This window comes from Neobacillus piezotolerans, from assembly GCF_003362805.1.
In the GTDB taxonomy this organism is placed as follows: Bacteria; Bacillota; Bacilli; order Bacillales; family Cytobacillaceae; genus Bacillus_D; species Bacillus_D piezotolerans.
The window spans coordinates 50,694-69,668 of sequence record NZ_QNQT01000005.1; the positions used below are offsets into that span (position 1 = coordinate 50,694).

An 18,975-nucleotide genomic window follows, 5' to 3' on the forward strand; every position below is an offset into this window, starting at 1 on the left:
TCGCTTAAGCGGATTTGGGCGACGCCCTTTCTGTTTCCCCCGCTTTTTATTTTTCTGTTTTTATGGTACCGTTTTGTTTGAATGAATAGTTGGGGTGTTTAAGAATGGCCAAGAAATTTGTAGTAGTCGACTTGGAAACAACAGGGAATTCGCCTAAAAAAGGCGACCGGATCATCCAATTTGCCGCGGTGGTTATCGAAAACGGAAAAATTACTGAAGAATTTTCCTCCCTCGTCAATCCGTTGCAGCCCATCCCTGCTTTCATTGAAGAATTGACCGGGCTTAGGGACTCGGATGTAAGAGATGCCCCGTTGTTCCAGGAAATAGCCGGGAAAGTATCCTCCCTTCTTAAAGGTGCATATTTTGTTGCCCATAACGTTCTTTTCGATTTGGGCTTTTTACAGGAAGAACTCCTAATGGCGGGAGAGGAAGCTTTTTCAGGGCCGGTTATTGATACAGTTGAATTGGCGCGGTTCATGGAACCGGAAGCCGATAGTTATAAACTGGCCGACCTTGCGGAAAAGGAAGGACTTTCACACGACAGGCCTCACCAGGCGGATAGCGATGCTTATGTAACCGCAGAATTGTTCCTATTATACCTGGATAGAATCGGGAAATTGCCGGAAAAAGTCCTTAATCAGCTTGCTTCACTTGCAAATGGTTTGAAAAGCGACCTGAATCTGCTCCTTCACGCAATTGCCCTAGGGAAAACTCCGGAGGCAAATTTGCCTGATACACTTGTGACCGTTAATGGCATCGTCCTGAAAAAGCAGTTTGAAACAATTATATTCGATAAGGATGGCGCGAATCATTTGATCTATCCATTCAGCGTTGAAGAAAAGCTTGGGTTAATCCGAAATTCTGCCGCTTCGCTGGAACCAAGGACTGGCCAATTCGAGATGATGGACGAAGTTTTCCATTCTTTTGAGAATGGGACCCATGCTTTAATCGAAGCGGGAACCGGGATCGGTAAGTCGCTTGGGTATCTTTTGCCTGCGGCGTATTTCGCAAAAGCAAACCAGACGAGGGTTGTCATCAGCACGCATACTATCCAGCTTCAGCAGCAGCTTCTGGAGAAGGAAATCCCGCTTTTGGAAAGAATCGTCCCTTTTCCAGTTAAATCGGCCCTTCTAAAAGGCCGGAATAATTACATATCATTAGGGAAGTTTGCCAAAAGTCTGGAAGAGGAAAATGACAACTATGATACAGCCCTTGCCAAAATGCAAATCCTCGTCTGGTTAACAAGAACGGTTCATGGCGACAAGGATGAATTGAACTTATCAAGTGGCGGACTCCTTTATTGGAATACAATCCGGAATGAAAAGGATGGCCTTCCGGTGAGCATTGCTTGGCAGGAATACGATTTTTATAATAGGGCACGGAAGAACGCCGCTAACGCGGATCTCCTGATTACAAACCATGCCCTCATTCTTTCCGACCTTGAAGCCGATGGCGCGGTTTTGCCTGAATATAACTATGCTGTTTTAGACGAAGGACATCATTTTGAAAAAGCCGCGGGAATGCATTTTGGGGTAAGGGTAGATTATTTGGGAGCTCGGCTTGCGATTGGGCATTTCGGGCTTTTTGAACAGAAACAGCTTTTCTATAAGGCAGAGAAAGCAATCAGGGCGCTGCCACTCCGCGAAAAGGTCATTCCCCAGCTAAAGCTGAACGAGCTTGTTGCTGGAACAATCGTGGAAATGGATGAATTTTTCAGGCTGGCTGTTTCCTATGCCGCGAGAAGAGGGAATAAGAGCCCATCAAAGCGTTTGAAAGTCAGAATTAGCGAATCCCGGAACCGTAATGAATGGGAGGCACTAAAAAATGCCGCAAGCCGGTTTTCATTCTGTCTTAAGGATTTGCATTCTGCGGCAAATGCGATGTTAAGCGCGGTGAAAGGATTAAATCCAAAAGAATCGTCTGGCCTCGCGGGAAGCCTCGTTGCCTTTCTTGCGGAAATTGAAGCTTTGAGAACCAGCATTGGCAGTTTTTTTACAAGCGGGCATGGCTTTGTGAAATGGATTGAAACTGATTTAAGGGCCTCCCAGAATACGACCGGGCTGATTTCGGCGCCTGTGTCGGTAGCTAATGAAATTTCAGACGAATTTTTCATGGTGAAGAAATCGGTCGTTTTAACTTCGGCTACATTGACGGTGAACAATTCCTTCCGTTTTTCCCTGGATGGTCTGGGAATCGATCCTAGCTATGTAAATTTGCTTTCAATCCCTTCGCCTTTCGATTATAGGGAGAATGTTAAATTATTCATTTCCACCGATCTGCCAGAAATCAATTCCGTTCCGCAGGGCGAGTATATTGCCGAAATTGCTGGAAGGATCATTTCGATTTGTGACGCCGCCAGAGGGAGGCTGCTTGTGCTTTTCACTTCTCACGATATGCTGAAAAAGACTTATGAATTAGTTAAGGAAAGCGGTCTTTTATCGGAATATGCCCTTATTGCCCAAGGAATTACAGGCGGAAGCCGATCAAGGCTCACCCGAAGCTTCCAGAAGTATGAAAAGGCGGTTCTTTTCGGGACAAACAGTTTTTGGGAAGGTATCGATATCCCGGGGGAAGGGCTGTCCTGCCTTATTGTCGTCCGCCTGCCCTTCAGCCCTCCGGACGAACCATTTACGAAAGCAAAATGCGAGCTGATTGAGCAAAGAGGAGGAAGGCCATTTTCCGAATATTCTCTTCCAGAAGCTGTCCTAAGGTTCAAACAAGGTTTTGGAAGGCTTATCCGGACGGGGACCGACAGGGGGGCAATCGTTGTTTTTGACAAACGGCTCGGTGAATCCTCCTATGGGAAGGCTTTTCTGGATTCAATCCCTCCAGTTTCAATCAAGAAAGCCGGGATAGTAGAAGTCATTGATGAAATTGAAAGGTGGCTGTAAGGATTTTGCCGATTTTTTCTTTTTGAAACGATTGGTTTGTTTTTTACCAATCAAACTGTAACCTGATATAATTAGTAAATACCAATCTCGCCCTGTAGACCTATGGTGAAGATTTGATGGAGGATGTTTCATGGAAAGCAAAATTGAAGTTCTTTCAACTGTAAAAATCCAAAATAGCCCAGACCTGTACAAGGTCGTGGATGCGTTAAACAGATGTTTGAAGGACAGGGACCTTATGTTTGGGCTGGCGCTTGACAGCAACGATCATTCAAAGGCGATTTTTACGATTTACCGGACGTAAAGGGGCGAAGAAGTGAAAAAAATTGTCCTATACACTATTCTAATCTTAGCATTGGCCACGGGAATTGCCGGGTGGATTTATACAAACGCGACGAGTCCTGTCAGGGCCGCGGAACAGAAGGCGGTCCAAATTGCCAGGGAAGAGGCGGGAATCACGGAAACAGGCCGTTTCTTTTTGTATCATGGCAGCGAAACAGTATACGTTGTAGAGGGTACAAATAAAAAAGGGCAGAAAGCCATCGCCTGGATACCGGAAAAAGGCGGGGAGCCCGTGGTCCGGAAGATTTCCGATGGCATCACGAAAAGCCAGGCAATCGACAAAGTGAAAAAAGAAGAAAACCCGGAAAGGATTATTGCTGTCAGGCCGGGAATGGAAAATGGCGTTCCATTCTGGGAGGTTTACTATACCTCTGGGGATGGGTTGTTGAATTACTATTATGTGTATTTCGATACTGGGGATATGTATAAATTAATTAGAGATCTTTAATCAAGCTGGAGGTAACAGAATGAAAACAACATTGGCCCGCAGGGTGCTCGCATTGTCCCCATCTCCGACATTGGCTATCACCGCTAAAGCAAAGGAATTGCAAAGCCAAGGGCACGGAATCATTGGACTTGGAGCGGGTGAGCCCGATTTTAACACTCCGGAACATATTCTGGAGGCAGCCAAGAAATCAATGGATGAAGGGCATACAAAATACACCCCTTCATCTGGCCTGCCTGAATTGAAGAAAGCAATTTCGGAAAAATTCTCCAAAGACCAGGGGATCAATTATGCGATGAATGAGATCATTGTCGGGAATGGCGCCAAGCATATCCTTTATACACTTTTTCAGGTTTTACTTGACGAGGGTGACGAGGTCATCATTCCATCCCCATACTGGGTGAGCTACCCTGAGCAGGTAAAGCTGGCCGACGGAGTGCCAGTTATCGTAGAATGCAAGGAAAACAGCAATTTTAAAATCAGCCCGCGCCAGCTTGAGGAGGCAATCACCAATCGGACCAAAGCGGTCATCATCAATTCGCCGGGAAACCCGACAGGAATGGTTTATTCAAAAGAAGAGCTCGAGGCGATCGGCGAAATTTGCCTAAAGCACAATGTGCTAATCGTATCCGATGAAATATACGAAAAGCTTGTCTACGGCGGTAACAAACATGTTTCCATCGCTCAGATTTCTCCTGATTTGAAGGAACAAACCGTTGTCGTGAATGGCGTTTCCAAATCCCATTCAATGACAGGCTGGAGGATTGGGTATGCCGCCGGCAATAAGGAAATCGTAGAGGCGATGACCAACCTCGCGAGCCATAGTACTTCCAACCCCACAACGACTGCCCAGTATGCGACAATTGAAGCTTACAGGGGAACGCAGAAGCCTGTGGAAGAAATGAAGAAATCCTTTGAAGGCAGGCTGGAAAAAGTATTTGCAGATCTCGTTTCCATTCCTGGCTTCAGTTGTTTGAAGCCGCAAGGGGCATTTTATCTTTTCCCAAATGTCACTGAAGCTGTAAAGGCGTGCGGCTATAAGGATGCAGATGAATTTTCGGAAGCGCTCCTCGAAAAAGCAAAAGTGGCCGTTATTCCAGGCTCGGGGTTTGGAGCGCCTGATAATATCAGGCTTTCGTATGCCACGTCCCTTGAAAATCTTGAAGAAGCCATCCGCCGGATCCAATCTTTTGTGGCGGAAAGGATGCAAAAATAAAACAGGAGCGAGGGAACGGGTTTCCAGTTCCCTTGCTTGAGAATTTTTACAATTGTATAATAGGGTGATACATAGAAATTGTCTTGCTAGTTTTGGAGGGAAAAAAAGTGATTAAAACGACGATTGCAGAGGTCCACAAATATGTTGGGGAAGAAGTGAAAATTGGTGTCTGGCTCGCCAACAAACGCTCCAGCGGGAAAATTGCCTTCCTACAGTTAAGGGATGGCACTGGATTCATACAGGGAGTGGTAGTCAAGAATGAGGTGTCTGAAGAGATATTCCAGGCGGCCAAAACAGTTACCCAGGAATCATCCTTGTATGTAACAGGTGTAGTACAAAAGGATGAACGTTCCCCGTTTGGCTATGAATTGAACGTTAATGGAATTGAACTCATCCAGCTTGCCACCGACTATCCGATTACGCCGAAGGAGCACGGTACCGAATTCCTGATGGATAACCGTCATCTTTGGCTGCGTTCAAAACGTCAGCATGCTGTCATGAAAATCCGGAATGAAATAATCCGTTCAACGTATGAGTTCTTTAACAATAACGGGTTTGTTAAGATTGATCCGCCAATTTTAACTGGCAGCGCGCCGGAAGGTACAACAGAACTTTTCCATACAAAGTATTTTGAAGAAGATGCGTTTCTTTCTCAAAGCGGCCAGCTTCACCTTGAAGCGGCAGCCATGGCGCTTGGCAAGGTGTTTTCGTTTGGGCCGACCTTCCGCGCAGAAAAATCAAAAACGAGAAGGCATTTGATTGAATTTTGGATGATGGAGCCAGAAATGGCATTTACGAACCATGAAGAAAGCTTAGTCGTCCAGGAAGAGTACGCGGCATATATCGTTCAATCCGTCCTGAAAAATTGCCAGCTTGAGCTTAATACTCTTGGCAGGGATCTATCGAAACTTGAACAAATCAAAACGCCTTTTCCGCGCATTACGTATGATGATGCGGTCAAATTGCTCCATGAAAAGGGCTTTGACGATATCCAGTGGGGGGATGACTTTGGGGCTCCTCATGAAACGGCCATTGCCGAAAGCTATGACAAGCCTGTTTTCATCGTCAATTACCCTACCGGCCTAAAACCTTTCTATATGCAGCCGCATCCAGACCGCGATGATGTTGTTTTATGCGCCGATATGATTGCTCCGGAGGGGTATGGCGAAATCATTGGCGGATCTGAGCGGATCCATGACTATGATTTGCTTAAAAAGAGGCTTGAAGAGCATAACCTTCCATTGGAGACATATAATTGGTATCTGGAGCTTAGGAAATACGGCTCTGTCCCTCATTCAGGCTTTGGCCTCGGACTTGAAAGAACAGTCGCTTGGATTAGCGGCGTCGAACACGTCAGGGAGACCATTCCATTCCCGCGCCTGCTGAACAGGCTGTATCCATAAAACAATATAAAACCCGCCAAATCACCTGTTTGGCGGGTTTCTTATCTCAATTTCATCGTACGGGCCGTTTTTAAAGAAAAAAAGTATTTCGGCGGGTTTATCAGGAATAGCACTCAAACAGGCACTGGTTTCCAAAAAAAGAGTCTGGCTGAACATCTTACCTGTCCGGCTCGTTCATGGTATACTGATAGGGAGGTGTCGAATTATGAAAACGGGTATCCTTGCATGGATGCATGAAGGGAATGTGACAATACCTTCCTTGCTTTTTTCTGAATATAGGAATTTAAAATTGTCTGAATATGACCTAGCCATTGTTTTGAACATACTTGCGTATGCACAAAAAGGGAATAATTTCCCCACACCGGAGGAGCTGTCCTCCCGGATGACAATTTCCATTAATGAATGCACCGATTTGCTTAGGAAAATGATTCAAAGAGGCTACATAGAAATCATCGATGAATATTCCCCGGAAGGAATCCGTTTCGAAAAATACTCTCTTGATCCGCTTTGGGAAAAGCTCGTAGACCAATTCATGCTTAACCAAAAAAACGAAAAAGAACTGGGCAGAAAATCTGAAGAATCGGACTTGTACACCGTATTTGAAAAGGAATTCGGCCGTCCGCTTTCACCTTTCGAATGTGAAACTTTGGCAATGTGGGTGGATGATGACAAACATGCCCCTCAAATTATTAAGGCGGCATTACGTGAAGCCGTCATGTCCGGAAAACTCAACTTTCGGTACATTGACCGGATTTTGTTTGAATGGAAAAGGAATGGAATAAAAACCATCGAGCAGGCTAGATCGCAAAGCCAAAAATTCCGCCAGCGCCAGCAGACAAGGCAATCTCTTTCCGACCGCCAAACCCAGCCCGCAGCAGCGGTGCCATTTTACAATTGGCTTGATCAGTAATGCCGTTTCCAGGCGAGAGAGGCTGCTTCTCTCGTTTTTGTTTTTTCTTTGGAAATTATAAGATTTAGATTATTTAAAGCAGGTGACCGATTTGCTGAACAAAGATCAGATTCGTTATTGCCTTGATGAAATGGGCAGGATGTTTCCCGAAGCCCATTGTGAACTGAACCATTCCAATCCCTTTGAATTGGTAATCGCGGTAGCCCTGTCCGCCCAATGTACCGATGTCCTTGTGAATAAGGTGACCGAGTCGCTTTTTAAAAAATACAAAACGCCGCAGGATTATTTGGATGTATCTCTTGAAGAGTTGCAGAATGACATCCGGTCAATCGGATTGTTCAGGAACAAGGCGAAAAATATCCAAAAACTCTGTTCGATGCTGTTGGAATCCTATGGAGGGGAAGTTCCTCGGGATAGGGATGAATTGACGAAGCTGCCGGGTGTCGGCCGCAAAACGGCTAATGTCGTTGTTTCCGTTGCTTTTGGGGTTCCGGCAATCGCCGTCGATACTCATGTGGAACGGGTGAGCAAACGGCTGGGGATATGCAGATGGAAAGACTCTGTACTTGAAGTGGAGAAGACCCTGATGAGAAAGGTGCCAAAGGATGAATGGTCGTTGACCCACCACCGGATGATTTTTTTCGGGAGGTACCATTGCAAGGCCCAAAATCCCCAATGCCCAACTTGCCCGTTACTGACGGTTTGCAGGGAAGGTAAAAAGCGGATGAAAGGGAAAATTTAAATGGAGCTACATGTCCCTTTCGCTTTGGATCATCCTTTTTTCCATGAATTAATAAAGAGTCCGCTGGTTATCACGGCAGATATTACATTGTTTTCAAACGAGATTTCACATTATTCCGGACGCGGCGGAAAACGGCCATGGAATGAACCCCGCCAATCCGTGCAGAGTCTGTATTCGGGATGGGTGGGTCTTGAGGAAGAAATCTCCGAAGCTTTCAAAAAGAGGGACAAGTCAGCCATACGGGCCTCGATGAGAAAGGGAACTGGGCTGTTTCTACATTTGCTTTTTTGGAGCAATGGACAAGCTGTTACACTTGCTCGATTTCCTGATATTTCGGGCTTGACGGTAAAACCGGCAAACTGCGGGGAAAGAATACAATTTTTGGTTGACCGGCCGGAATTGTTTCATTCCTTCATCCAATTGAGGGAACTTATGGATGAGCAATATAAGCATTTTCTTGTAAATCTCACTAAAAAGAAATAAATGACTAGACATATAAGAAGCGCCTGGCACAAAAGCCAGGCGCTTTTCCTTTACTATAAAAATAAATCAACCACCACCGGTACCACCGCCAGTGCCTCCACCGGTTCCACCACCGGTACCACCGCCAGTGCCTCCACCGGTTCCACCGCCGGTACCTCCGCCAGTGCCTCCACCGGTACCACCGCCGGTACCTCCGCCAGTGCCACCACCAGTGTCGCCGCCTGTGCCTCCGCCAGTATCTCCGCCGTCGTCACCGCCAGTGCCTCCGCCGTCATCACCGCCAGTGCCTCCACCGTCATCACCGCCAGTGTTTCCACCGTCGTCGCCGCCGTCGTCACCTCCGCCACCAGTTCCGGTGCCGTTGCCTTTTCCTTTGTCTTTGTCTTTTCCATCCTTATTCCCTTTATTGTTCCCATCGTCTTTCTGCTCGTCTCCAGAACTTTGCGTTCGAGGGACTTTGATGGAAATTGATGCAGGTTCGCTTGTTTTTCCATCCTTAAGGGCAGTTATCGAAATGGTATAGATGGCTTCCGGTTTAACATTCGTTATCTCAAATGATGTGCCGTTTGATTCATCCGACAATACAGGGTTGCCATTTTCAGCAACTTTGATTGCAAAGCTGGCGCCGGCTTCATCATAGCCCCAGTTTGCGGAAATGGAATTGGTTTCCTTGTTGTATTGAGCTGTTAAGCCTTTAGGAGATACAAGTTTGTCGAATTTCTGGGATACCTGCTTAGGTTTCTTTCCTTTGACAGCATATTCATAGAGTACAAGGCTGTCTGGAGTATAAGGGCTCGCCAGTTTGGCGGGAATTGAACCTTTTTCAATCCGGACTTTTTCCACACTTTTAGGCATTGTGAAGTCCGCGGTTTTCTTTCCTTTCGACACATGTTCCATCAGGTTTTTATATAAAAGCAGTGCGATTTTTTGATCTTTTCCAGGCTTTATCGGAGTGTTTCTGCTTTCATAGCCGGTCCAGACAGCGATTGTATAATCTGTCGTATATCCCGCAAACCATGCGTCAGGAACCGATTTTTCACTAATGTTCAATTTCTTCAATTCATCGTCTGTATAGTTGGTTGTCCCGGTTTTTCCTGCCGCCGGTAGTCCCGGGATTTTCGCCATGGTGCCGGTCCCGCCTGGTCCCAGGACACTTTTCAGCATATCCGTGACCATGAAGGCCGTATAATCTTTCATGACAACCTTTGTTTCAGGTGTTGTGTCGATTTCGGTCCCATCCCTGAATTGGATCTTCTTAACCGTGTAAGGTTTTGTATAAAATCCATTATTGCCAAAAGCGCTATAGGCACCTGCCATTTGGACGGGAGAGACGCCATATTTTAACCCTCCAATGGCATAGGATTCATATATTTCTTTTAACGGAATACCAAGATTGACAGCAAAATCCTTAGCCTTATCCGTGCCTACTGCCTGTAGGGTCTGTACGGCAATCGTATTCTTGGACTTTGCGAGAGCCTGTCTGATCGTCATCCAGCCATCGTATTTGTCGTTCCAGTTTCCGAATTCTTTTCCGTTCGAAAACTTGATTTCCTTGTCCTCAAGCATATGGTAAGTTCCCCACTGCTTGTATTCAATCGCGGGGCCGTAATCCAGGATGGGCTTGATCGTTGAGCCAGGCTGCCTTTTTATATCGGTCGCGTAGTTGAATCCCCGCTGTACATCCTTATTCCTTCCGCCGCCAATTGCCCGTATTTCACCAGTTTTTGTATCAAGCAGGACGATTCCCGCCTGAAACTTTTCATCCGGAAATTGGACAACATCGGTAGTGAACATCATTTTATCGACATAATCCTGGGCATCCCGGTCCAGTGTGGTATAGATGGTCAGGCCATCTGAAAAAATATCAAAATCGCCCGCTTTATTTACTTCTTCAATTACGGCGTCTACAAAAGAATCATAAGGCTTGCTATCTTTTTGCCGTTTGTCCTCGGGGATAAGGCTTGATTCTACAGGAATGCTTTGTGCTTCCTTCATTTGCTCTTTTGAAATAAACCCGTGCTGGTTCATAGGGGACAGTACAATATTCCTTCTTCTTTCAGCCCGGTCGGGATGTTCAAAAGGATTATAGTTGTTTGGGCTTTGCGGCATTCCCGCCAAAAGCGCGACCTCATGCAGCTCGAGATCCTTCAGGTCCTTGCCGAAATATTCCTTGGCCGCGGTTGCGACTCCGTGAACGCCTCGGGACATGTATATTTTGTTTACATACATTTCAAAGATTTCTTGTTTCGTGTACTTCTGTTCAAGCTGATAGGACAGCCAAGCTTCCTGTACCTTCCTTTTAATGGTTTTGTCGTTGGATAGTAAATAGTTTTTAACAACCTGCTGAGTTATTGTCGATGCGCCTTCAGCACCGAATCCATCGGTTACGTTAGCAATTACGGCCCCCCCCAGGCGAATCAGGTCGATGCCGTGGTGATGATAGAATCGGACATCTTCGGTCGCGAGGAAGGCATCTTCGACCAGTTTCGGAATATCCTTGTAATCTACGTAATCCCTCTTTATGGAGCCTACTTCCCGTATCGGATTATTATTGATGTCAAGAATTTTGGACGGGATTGGGTCCTTCAACATTTTTTTCTCTAGCTTTGGGGCACCTTGAACAAGATAGGCGAAGGTGGCCACCCCGGAAAGCATGCCGGCAATGCCAATAGCAATAAGAATCAGGAAAATTTTCTTGAAAAGGCCGTATTTTGAATTTGCCGGCTTTTTCTTTCCAGTCTTATTCAATTGTTGCCTGCGTTCCTCCCTGGATTTATAATTATTTGCCATGTGATTCCTTCCTTTCCTACATAAACAAATCTAAGATGATAGATTGTAGAGATCATCCAATATTTTTATATAGTCTATTCTCGGCTGATACCCGGCATGAATAAGCCTTCCGGTGCCAGCGATCTCTTCTTTCCTGATTGACTTCCTTCCGCCCTGTTCCATTCTGGTCCAATATTCCATCAATTGGTGCGCCTCAAGCAAGTATATCTCATCCGTACTTGCAAATCGGAGGATGACGAAGGAGATCCCTCCTTGGGCAAGGACGGCTTCCATATGGCGAATTTGATGTTCATGAAAGTTTTTTAATGGAAAGGAAGTCGGATTTTGGGTTTCCTTTGCTTCAAAATCGATATATTTCCCTTTATAAACGCCATTATAGTCTGTGGTGGACGCCTGTTTGAAATAAGCCTCCTTAATAACAGCGGCGCTCCTTTTCGGATAATCGACCTGTACAATTTGGATTGGAGTGGGTTTTTTATGGATTACCGCTATCCCCCTGCTTAAATAATATAAGTTCGTATCGTTCAGGTCATCTTCGAGGGTCATGCCCCTATTTCCGTAGGAACTGTTTGTTTTTCTTTTACCCGTGGATGCCGTAAACGCCTTTTCGGCGGTATATTTTCGGCCGTTTGGATAATTCACCATGATAAGCACCTCACAAACTAATACTTATCATATCAAAACCGGCCTGCTTTTGCTGAATAAATATGAGCCGGCAGGCAAATCAATAGTAATAAAGTCCAGGGACGTATAATGGTGCCCAGGAATCTCCCCAATAAAGGATGAAAACAATGATGCCGGATAATGCCCTGATTGAAAAAATCAAACAGGAAACCCAAAAATGGAATATTGATAATGTTACCAGAACGAATGCATATTTCCGAGTTTTTAAGCAGCACCCTGAATTGGAGTGGGCTTTTTTGGCCAGCATGGTGTCGCGCAATGGAGGGTGGAATATGTGCGACCTGGAAGGAGCCATTTTCCCCCACTTGCTGAAGCAGGGTGCGAGAAAGCAATTATTCCTCACATTCGAAAGGGCTAACTGGCTTATTTTTCATGATGCTTTCCCACAACTCCTTCTCTATCATTATTCGACGAAATTTAAACGCCCCTTGTTTCATCTATTGAAGTTTTTTCGTATATCTTCGTTTATGCAAAAGGAGTGGCCGCTCTATTGGGAGAAACAGGATGGCCGGAGGCTAACAATCGCCTTAATCATCAATGAACAGAATGTCATCCAACAGCCTATAATCGATCATCCCCTTTACAAACAAAAAGTGTTTTTTTCTCCCGAATTTTTTCTGCAGGACTGGATGCATTTCAGTTCAGTCCTTTTTCCAACCTGCGGTGGCGAACTTTATGGCGCGAGCGTGTCAGGGTTCAGGAAGGTTGCAAACCGTATTGAACTTGGAAAACGGCTTGTGGGAATCTTGTTTCACCCGCGGCTTTTTCCTTATTTTCTGGAATTCGCCGAAAGAACGGCGCATACGGGCTCGAGACACGACTTTGAACAATATTTTAAGCAAAAAGTCCCGCGGCACACTCCTTTTCTAAGGGCGACATTTCCCATTATTGAACACAATCGCCACACATACTCGGATTGGAGTAAGGGCCGCCTTTTCAATAACCCCCGATTATTTCTCCCAGCGAAAGAAAAGGGAACTATCCATCTTACAGATTGGTATATAACCAAGAGGAATCAGCTTTATTTAATGGTCGCACTGAAAAAAGCTTTTGATATTGATTGGAAGTTTTAATTTTTTTAACAAAAAAAGCAAGGGAATCCTTGCTTTTTTGTTAAAACAAAGTTGGATGCTTTGTTCGAAAGGGAGTTTTGCTGAGTGGCGGCCACTTTATTCAGCCGGCCTATTTTCACCAATCAGCTTTTTATCCCCGTAACCAACTTTTTTTGGTTCCTGTCCGTTTTGATTTTTCTTCCCATTACCCTTTTTTTTCATGGCTAAAACACCTCCAGTACTATCATGCCCTTCAGTGTGTGTTCCTTACCAGAATCCTTGTCGATTTTTTCTGATGAACACTAAAAAAAAAGAAGGAAATTCCACTACCTTTGGCGGATTTGTTCTAGTTTTGCCGTGTATGAAGGAGACTGGATTTGCACGAAGAATATCCTATATATCACATTGAAAAGGGGTGTTCCGCGTGGAAGGACTGGTTGAGCAAAAGGAATTGCTGCTTCAAAAGCTTTCTGAAATAAGCGATGGGCTAGAAAGGCTTGATGCGGCGATTGAAATGGCGTACTCTGGGTTAACCAATGAACTGGCCAGCCAGAAACAAAAGGAAATGAACGGGATTGAAGCGAAACTGTCCAACATTGAAGAAAGGGCACAAAAGCGCGGCGCCAGTGAATATCCACTCCTAAGGCTTGATTTAACGTATTCAGGAAGATAAACTAATATTAAAATTCACAGCCATCCAGCATGGCTGTTTTTTTAAAACATGAGAAAATATAAAATTTGTCTAGCTCCAGCGCTAAACGTGCGCTTACACTTTTCTTATCGGAGGATCCCATGACAGAAACACTGCAATCCCTTACCGCAAAGCTAATCGAGTATAACAGGAAGTTCGTTGAGATATATGAGAAAACACGGGAAAACAATACCGATGGGGATTTTTTTCATGAGGTAAAACCTTTTGCCGATGAGGTAAAGGCGATAAATGATCAATGGAAGGCGGAGGCAGCCCGGCAGTCGGACTTTCTTATGAGGGAAGGTATTGGGCAAAGGCAACTTGAAACAGCGGGCGAACATATTGAAAAGCTTTCCATTCAGGCATACTTTGTTAAGACAAGCCGCTATACGTTTATCAATTCGAGCAGGACAGTCGAATACACACTTCAATCTTTAATGAGTAAATTGGAAACAAGCCAAAATGGAGAACCCGCCGGTGAGGCGGGCGATTGGTTACGTTAAAGGTTTTTCTTCCGCACTGTCTGGGACTGTCGCGCCTTCCGCTTCAAGTTCGCGGATTAGTTGCCTGAATTCCATAACGGTAATTTCATTTTCAACATAGAGCTTCCTGGCATAGTCCCTTAGATCATTGGCACAAGTTTCAGCATTGCCGTGGCTCTGGATAAAAAAAGCCTTCAACTTTACAGTATCCACTCAACGCGCCCCTTTCAACGTTTTTTTTATCTTACCATGGCGGATGCCAAAAGTTCTTTTTTTCCAAAATTGAAACTTCCGACAAACAGCCCGACATTCCGACATTTGTTAATCGATGCACCACGGCTCCATCCCAACATATTGTATAGTAGATGAATACGTTTGGATGGGAGGGAAGAAGGAATGCATATGAACTGGGACCAGCCTCGCACCTATATGTTGCAGGGCATGCCACAGCAAATGGCTCCCCATCAGATGCCTAATGGATTTTACCCTTCGCAGCCTATGGGGGTAATGGGTCAGCCCTATTATCAGGGCGGATACCATCCTGCAAGCCCTTATCCAGCAGCGGGGGCATATGGCCAGCAGCAAGGTTACTATGGGGATCAGGGCAGCCACTTCCTTTTTCAAAACCCGCTTGAAGCGGGGGGGAGTGAAATGCAGCAGCCTCCCCAAACTGGCTTCAATCCGTATTTTCCGATGAATCCATATCCGAAAAATCATTTGCAGCCTAAGCAGCCTGGCGCAATGAATTCCGTCCTTAGTTCATTTAAATCACAGGATGGGTCTTTGGATATCACAAAAATGGTCAACACGGCCGGCCAGGCGATCAATGCGGTCAGCCAGGCATCCGCTCTTCTCAAAGGGCTTGGCGGGGTATTTAAAGTTTAAGGGAGGAAACAGCCGCGGCTGTTTCCTTTTTTTCTTTTATTTTTATTTCAATTATGTTACGTTGAAATATGCCAATTATTTAAATTGTGGGACATTTGTAACATTCTGATAACATAATCGTCCATTTAGGAGGGGGGAATTACATATGATACGGTTTTTCCAGCAGGGGACTATTATAGTCATCCTTATTTTATTTCTCGCGGCTTTCCCGTCATTTGTGCAAATAGATTACGGTTCTCAGTCCTTGAAATGGAATTTTGAACAGGCTCCCACGCTGTTGGTTTCCTTTTTCAGCCAAATCCTGGATGGCAGCCTGGGTACATATGAATTGGCGGGGCGGGAACGGCCAATTGCCGAAGATATCGGGGACAATTTTATGACAAGCCTCTATATCATTCTTGCCGGGGTTGGAATAGGGATAGTATTCAGCCTGATTTTCGGGATTTTCATCAGTCGCTTCAAGCTGACAAGGATTGTAAACGCCATCCTTAATATCCTTGCGGCGGTTCCAGATTTTATCCTGATTATAGTGTCACTTATATTGGCTATCAAATTTTACAAAGCTACCGGCGTCAGGATTGTATCCCTCACCCCGAACGCTAGCGCGCTAAATATATGGTTCCCGATGCTTCTGACCTCGATTGCTCCATCGCTCTATTTATTTAAGATTGTCGCTGTGAAGTATTACCAGACAAGTGGGGAAGACTTTGTCAGGACTGCTGTGGCGAAAGGGCTCAGGCCCAATTATATTAATTTCCAGCATGTATTCAAGAATATCGAACCTTTTATCAACGCTGAATTGACAAAGGTCATTTCATTGGCAGTGGGAAATTTGTTTGTCGTGGAATACTTGCTGAACGTCCCTGGCATTACGAAATTCATTTTTCAAAATGCGGAGATGCAGCCGGTTGCAATCGGGCTGTTTTCAATGCTTCTGATGTCCCTGATTACATACATTGCCGCCAGAATAATAATTTTCGTATTTAAACGGGGGTTTATTTATGAATAAGCTCTTCCGGATAAACTACTCCTATTATATTGGCGTAACATTTGTCGGTATCCTTCTCTTTCTTACTGCATTTGGAGAAATCCTGGCACCATATAGCCTGTCGGAGCAGCTGGAAGCGAAGTATGTGGACGGAACCATAATTGCGCCGCCAATTGAACCATTTACAATGAAGGAATATCCACTTGGGACGAACAGGTGGGGGTATGACCTTTTAACCCTCGTCCTTCATGGCATACGTTACACTGTGCTTGTTTCAATCGCAGTTACAGTATTGAAGATGGGGGCAGGTACGCTGATTGGGCTATACGCCGGGACGATGAAACGAGTGCCCGGTTGGTTGGAGGCATTTGAAAATGCCTGGAGCTACGTGCCGTTATTCATTATTTTGTATTTTTTCCTGATTCCCATCAGTATGAATTCGATGCTTAAACCAATAAAGTTAATAATCTATTTCATCATTGCCGCAGCGGTGATCAGCACACCGAGCATTGTTTCTTCCGTCCGCAAAAAAACGGAGGAAATCAACAAATCCGTGTTTATTGAGGCCGCGAAAAGCCTCGGGGCGGGGAGGAACAGGATTATCTGGCGCCATATTTTCCCTCAAATGAAGGAATCCCTCACAGTGATGTTCATCCTGGAAATCGTCTATGTAATTACGATTATGGGACAGTTGGCCCTCGTCAATATTTTTGTCGGCGGTACAACCATGACTATGGATCCGGTGATTTATATATCGATAACGAATGAACTAGCGGGACTGGTTGGCCAGGCGAGGGGAAATGTATACGGTACCTTTCATGTCCTTCTCGTTCCCTTGGCAGCCCTATTGATAACAACACTCTCATTCAGCCTGCTCGCAAATGGCCTGAAAAACCGGTTCCAGTCCAATTACCAGCGGATGCCGTGGATTAAAACCGGCTTTGAACCTGTTCTTCAGCCAAAGAGAAAGGAGTATGGGCAGGCGCTGAAATTGTGGCCGCCTAAAGGGGAAAAGCTTTTTTATGTGATCCTTGTTGTTATTTTCGTTTTTTCGGGCACTTTTGTTTATGCAACACGGAATAACGACATAGGCGTGAAAAATTATAGTCAGGCAAAATATGATCTAAAAATTAAAATGAGTGAATCGGGGAAGTTTACCATCTTTGCCAAAGTTACCGCGAAAAACCTTTCGGATAAGCAATGGGATAATCTTGTTTTCTATTTTATTCCGAATTCTTTCACCGAGGGCCACTCCTATGAAACCGTGAAAGGACATTCTGTGGTCAATTTCACTTCCGTTAAGATTGACGGGAAAAAGGCTGTCCATACTCTTGCGAATGATACGCTCAAGGTGAAGCTGCCAAAGAATTTAGAAAAAGGGGAGGAAACCGTAGCGTATTTCGCCTATACGCTTGAACTGCCAGAGGAAGGAAGCAGGTTGTCAAAGGTCGGGGATAATTTCTATCTGGCGCAATGGTATCCGATGCTCGCCACGTTTCAGGACGGAAAATGGAATAAAGGAGAGTTTTCCAACGGGCTTGAAACTTTCCATACGGGTTTTTCGGATTATACCGTAAAATATGAACTTCCAAAGGGGTACTCTTTCATTTCTTCTTCCGATGGCGATCCCTCTCCAAAAACAGGGAAAGGGGAAGCCAAGGCAGGAAAAGTCAGAGATTTCTTCATTGCCATCATAAAGGATATGGATGTATACAAAGCAGAATCAAAAGGGGTCTCAATCAAGCTCTATACAAAAGGGGACCACGGCAGGGATCCGAAAGAAGCGCTGAAACTCGCCAGGAACGCTCTTTCATTCTACCAGCAAAAGATTGGCGAATATCCTCATAAACAATTGGATATCGTCCTTGACCTTGGCCAAAACATGGAATATCCCGGAATCGTTACAGTGAACCCATACCATGAATTCGATAAATTTTTCAAAATAGCCCTCGTCCATGAAATCGCCCACCAGTATTTTTATGGTGTTGTCGCGAATGACCCGTTTAACGAGCCATGGATTGATGAAGGGTTTACCGAGTTTGCGACCAATATGTACTTCTACATCAAAGAGGACGAACCGCTGGGAATTGCCCAGGAACTGTCGAATAACAGGATGAGAAGTATCGACCAGGCAAATATCAGGCGCCAATATTCCAACACTCCTGTGGACAAAATCAGGCATACGGGCTTTGTATACGGACAACCCGCCATAAAGATTTTTAACCTTATCGAGGACAATCATTATGTCAGGAATGAGGGAGATGTGAAGAAAGTTGCCATGCAATATTTATCCGACTATTATAATCGATTCAAGTATAAGGAAGTCGATACAAAGGAGTTCCTTAGGTTCACCATGGACTATTTCAGAGTCCCCCGTGGTTATTTCAGTGATTGGCTTGATACTTCAACAGAATGATGAAAAGGGTGCGGCTATTGCCGCACCCCATTTTTATCCTTCAATCCGAAGCTGCTTGCCCTTGTCAATTGGAAGCCGGATTGTCAAAAGCCCATTTCGGTAGGTTGCTTTCGCTTTTTGTTCATTGACTGCTTTTGGAAAAGAAATGGACCTTGAATCAAGTTTTTTCGTTACCCTCCGCCTGAAGCTTCCTTCGGTTTCATCAGATTCGCTAAGTTCCTCCCGATTTTCCACAGCAATTACAACCCTGTCCCGGAAAATGCCAATTTGGATTTGTTCCCTGCCCACGCCGGGAAGTTCGGCGGTAAGGATATACTCATCGGTGGTTTCCTGGACATCGACATGAAAAGGGACAGCCGAGAACGGCATTTGGAAAAAATCATCGATTGACTGAAGGAAACCCTTTACAGGCGGATAGTGGAAAAAGTCATTGAATGTACGGATGACCGTGTCCAAAGGCTCGGACGGCGGCTTTGCCGGAGCTTTTCTTTGATCGTTTTTCTTGTTCAATCCCTCATCTGGCATAATGTTCCCCCATCTCTACAGTATTTTCTACAA

Annotated in this window: 18 protein-coding genes; 14 read left to right on the forward strand and 4 right to left on the reverse strand. The window is 45.1% G+C overall.

Translation table 11 applies throughout. From position 1 onward, the window contains the following. Nucleotides 1-104 precede the first annotated feature (104 nt). From dinG to DRW41_RS12630, 8 genes are all read left to right on the forward strand, one after another. Nucleotides 105-2,891: an ATP-dependent DNA helicase DinG gene (gene dinG, locus DRW41_RS12595; RefSeq protein WP_115452366.1), complete on the forward strand. Its 2,787-nt coding sequence runs from the start codon at nt 105-107 to the stop codon at nt 2,889-2,891. Nucleotides 2,892-3,021: 130 nt separating this feature from the next. Beyond that, the gene (locus DRW41_RS12600) at nt 3,022-3,192 is read left to right on the forward strand and encodes a YpmA family protein (protein WP_115452367.1); all 171 of its coding nucleotides are present in this window, start codon (nt 3,022-3,024) and stop codon (nt 3,190-3,192) included. Nucleotides 3,193-3,204: 12 nt separating this feature from the next. Next, on the forward strand, nt 3,205-3,678 hold the full coding sequence (locus tag DRW41_RS12605; RefSeq protein WP_115452368.1) for a cell wall elongation regulator TseB-like domain-containing protein: 474 nt from the start codon (nt 3,205-3,207) through the stop codon (nt 3,676-3,678). A gap of 19 nt (nt 3,679-3,697) precedes the next feature. Next, the gene (locus DRW41_RS12610; protein ID WP_115452369.1) at nt 3,698-4,891 is read left to right on the forward strand and encodes a pyridoxal phosphate-dependent aminotransferase; all 1,194 of its coding nucleotides are present in this window, start codon (nt 3,698-3,700) and stop codon (nt 4,889-4,891) included. Between the two features lie 107 nt (nt 4,892-4,998). Next, nucleotides 4,999-6,294 carry an asparagine--tRNA ligase gene (gene asnS, locus DRW41_RS12615; protein ID WP_115452370.1) on the forward strand — a complete coding sequence of 432 codons (1,296 nt, stop codon included), beginning with the start codon at nt 4,999-5,001 and terminating at the stop codon, nt 6,292-6,294. Nucleotides 6,295-6,499: 205 nt separating this feature from the next. Next, on the forward strand, nt 6,500-7,204 hold the full coding sequence (locus DRW41_RS12620) for a DnaD domain-containing protein (protein WP_115452371.1): 705 nt from the start codon (nt 6,500-6,502) through the stop codon (nt 7,202-7,204). Between the two features lie 91 nt (nt 7,205-7,295). Then, a complete protein-coding gene (nth, locus tag DRW41_RS12625) occupies nt 7,296-7,946 on the forward strand; it encodes an endonuclease III (RefSeq protein WP_115452372.1) in 651 nt (216 codons plus the stop codon). Then, a complete protein-coding gene (locus tag DRW41_RS12630; RefSeq protein WP_115452373.1) occupies nt 7,947-8,429 on the forward strand; it encodes a YpoC family protein in 483 nt (160 codons plus the stop codon). Nucleotides 8,430-8,495: 66 nt separating this feature from the next. On the opposite strand, the gene DRW41_RS12635 is transcribed toward DRW41_RS12630, so the two are convergent. Both DRW41_RS12635 and recU read right to left on the reverse strand, forming a co-directional pair. Next, entirely contained in the window at nt 8,496-11,219 is a 2,724-nt protein-coding gene (locus DRW41_RS12635) for a transglycosylase domain-containing protein (RefSeq protein ID WP_115452374.1), read from the reverse strand. A gap of 30 nt (nt 11,220-11,249) precedes the next feature. Continuing rightward, complete coding sequence (recU, locus tag DRW41_RS12640) at nt 11,250-11,864, reverse strand: Holliday junction resolvase RecU (protein ID WP_115452375.1); 615 nt, start codon at nt 11,862-11,864, stop codon at nt 11,250-11,252. A gap of 149 nt (nt 11,865-12,013) precedes the next feature. Between recU and DRW41_RS12645 the strand changes: the two genes are divergently transcribed. From DRW41_RS12645 to DRW41_RS12655, 3 genes are all read left to right on the forward strand, one after another. Next, nucleotides 12,014-12,976, forward strand: a complete 963-nt coding sequence (locus tag DRW41_RS12645) for a DUF2515 family protein (RefSeq protein WP_245959426.1) — start codon at nt 12,014-12,016, stop codon at nt 12,974-12,976. Between the two features lie 403 nt (nt 12,977-13,379). After that, entirely contained in the window at nt 13,380-13,628 is a 249-nt protein-coding gene (locus tag DRW41_RS12650; protein WP_115452377.1) for a hypothetical protein, read from the forward strand. Nucleotides 13,629-13,747: 119 nt separating this feature from the next. Next, on the forward strand, nt 13,748-14,149 hold the full coding sequence (locus DRW41_RS12655) for a DUF1798 family protein (RefSeq protein ID WP_115452378.1): 402 nt from the start codon (nt 13,748-13,750) through the stop codon (nt 14,147-14,149). Here the strand turns inward: DRW41_RS12655 and yppF are convergent. Beyond that, nucleotides 14,141-14,341 carry a YppF family protein gene (gene yppF, locus DRW41_RS12660; protein WP_115452379.1) on the reverse strand — a complete coding sequence of 67 codons (201 nt, stop codon included), beginning with the start codon at nt 14,339-14,341 and terminating at the stop codon, nt 14,141-14,143. The genes DRW41_RS12655 and yppF overlap by 9 nt on opposite strands. Nucleotides 14,342-14,524: 183 nt before the next feature. On the opposite strand from yppF, the gene DRW41_RS12665 reads away from it, so the two are divergent. The 3 genes from DRW41_RS12665 to DRW41_RS12675 all read left to right on the forward strand — a co-directional run bounded on the left by DRW41_RS12665 (nt 14,525) and on the right by DRW41_RS12675 (nt 18,417). Beyond that, nucleotides 14,525-15,013, forward strand: coding sequence for a YppG family protein (locus DRW41_RS12665; RefSeq protein ID WP_245959427.1), 489 nt, complete (start codon nt 14,525-14,527; stop codon nt 15,011-15,013). Nucleotides 15,014-15,158: 145 nt separating this feature from the next. Continuing rightward, on the forward strand, nt 15,159-16,022 hold the full coding sequence (locus DRW41_RS12670; RefSeq protein ID WP_115452380.1) for an ABC transporter permease subunit: 864 nt from the start codon (nt 15,159-15,161) through the stop codon (nt 16,020-16,022). Further along, entirely contained in the window at nt 16,015-18,417 is a 2,403-nt protein-coding gene (locus DRW41_RS12675) for an ABC transporter permease subunit (protein ID WP_115452381.1), read from the forward strand. The genes DRW41_RS12670 and DRW41_RS12675 overlap by 8 nt, the downstream gene beginning before the upstream one ends. Before the next feature lie 33 nt (nt 18,418-18,450). Here the strand turns inward: DRW41_RS12675 and DRW41_RS12680 are convergent, their stop codons facing one another. After that, entirely contained in the window at nt 18,451-18,942 is a 492-nt protein-coding gene (locus DRW41_RS12680; protein WP_115452382.1) for an Hsp20/alpha crystallin family protein, read from the reverse strand. Between the last annotated feature and the right edge of the window lie 33 nt (nt 18,943-18,975).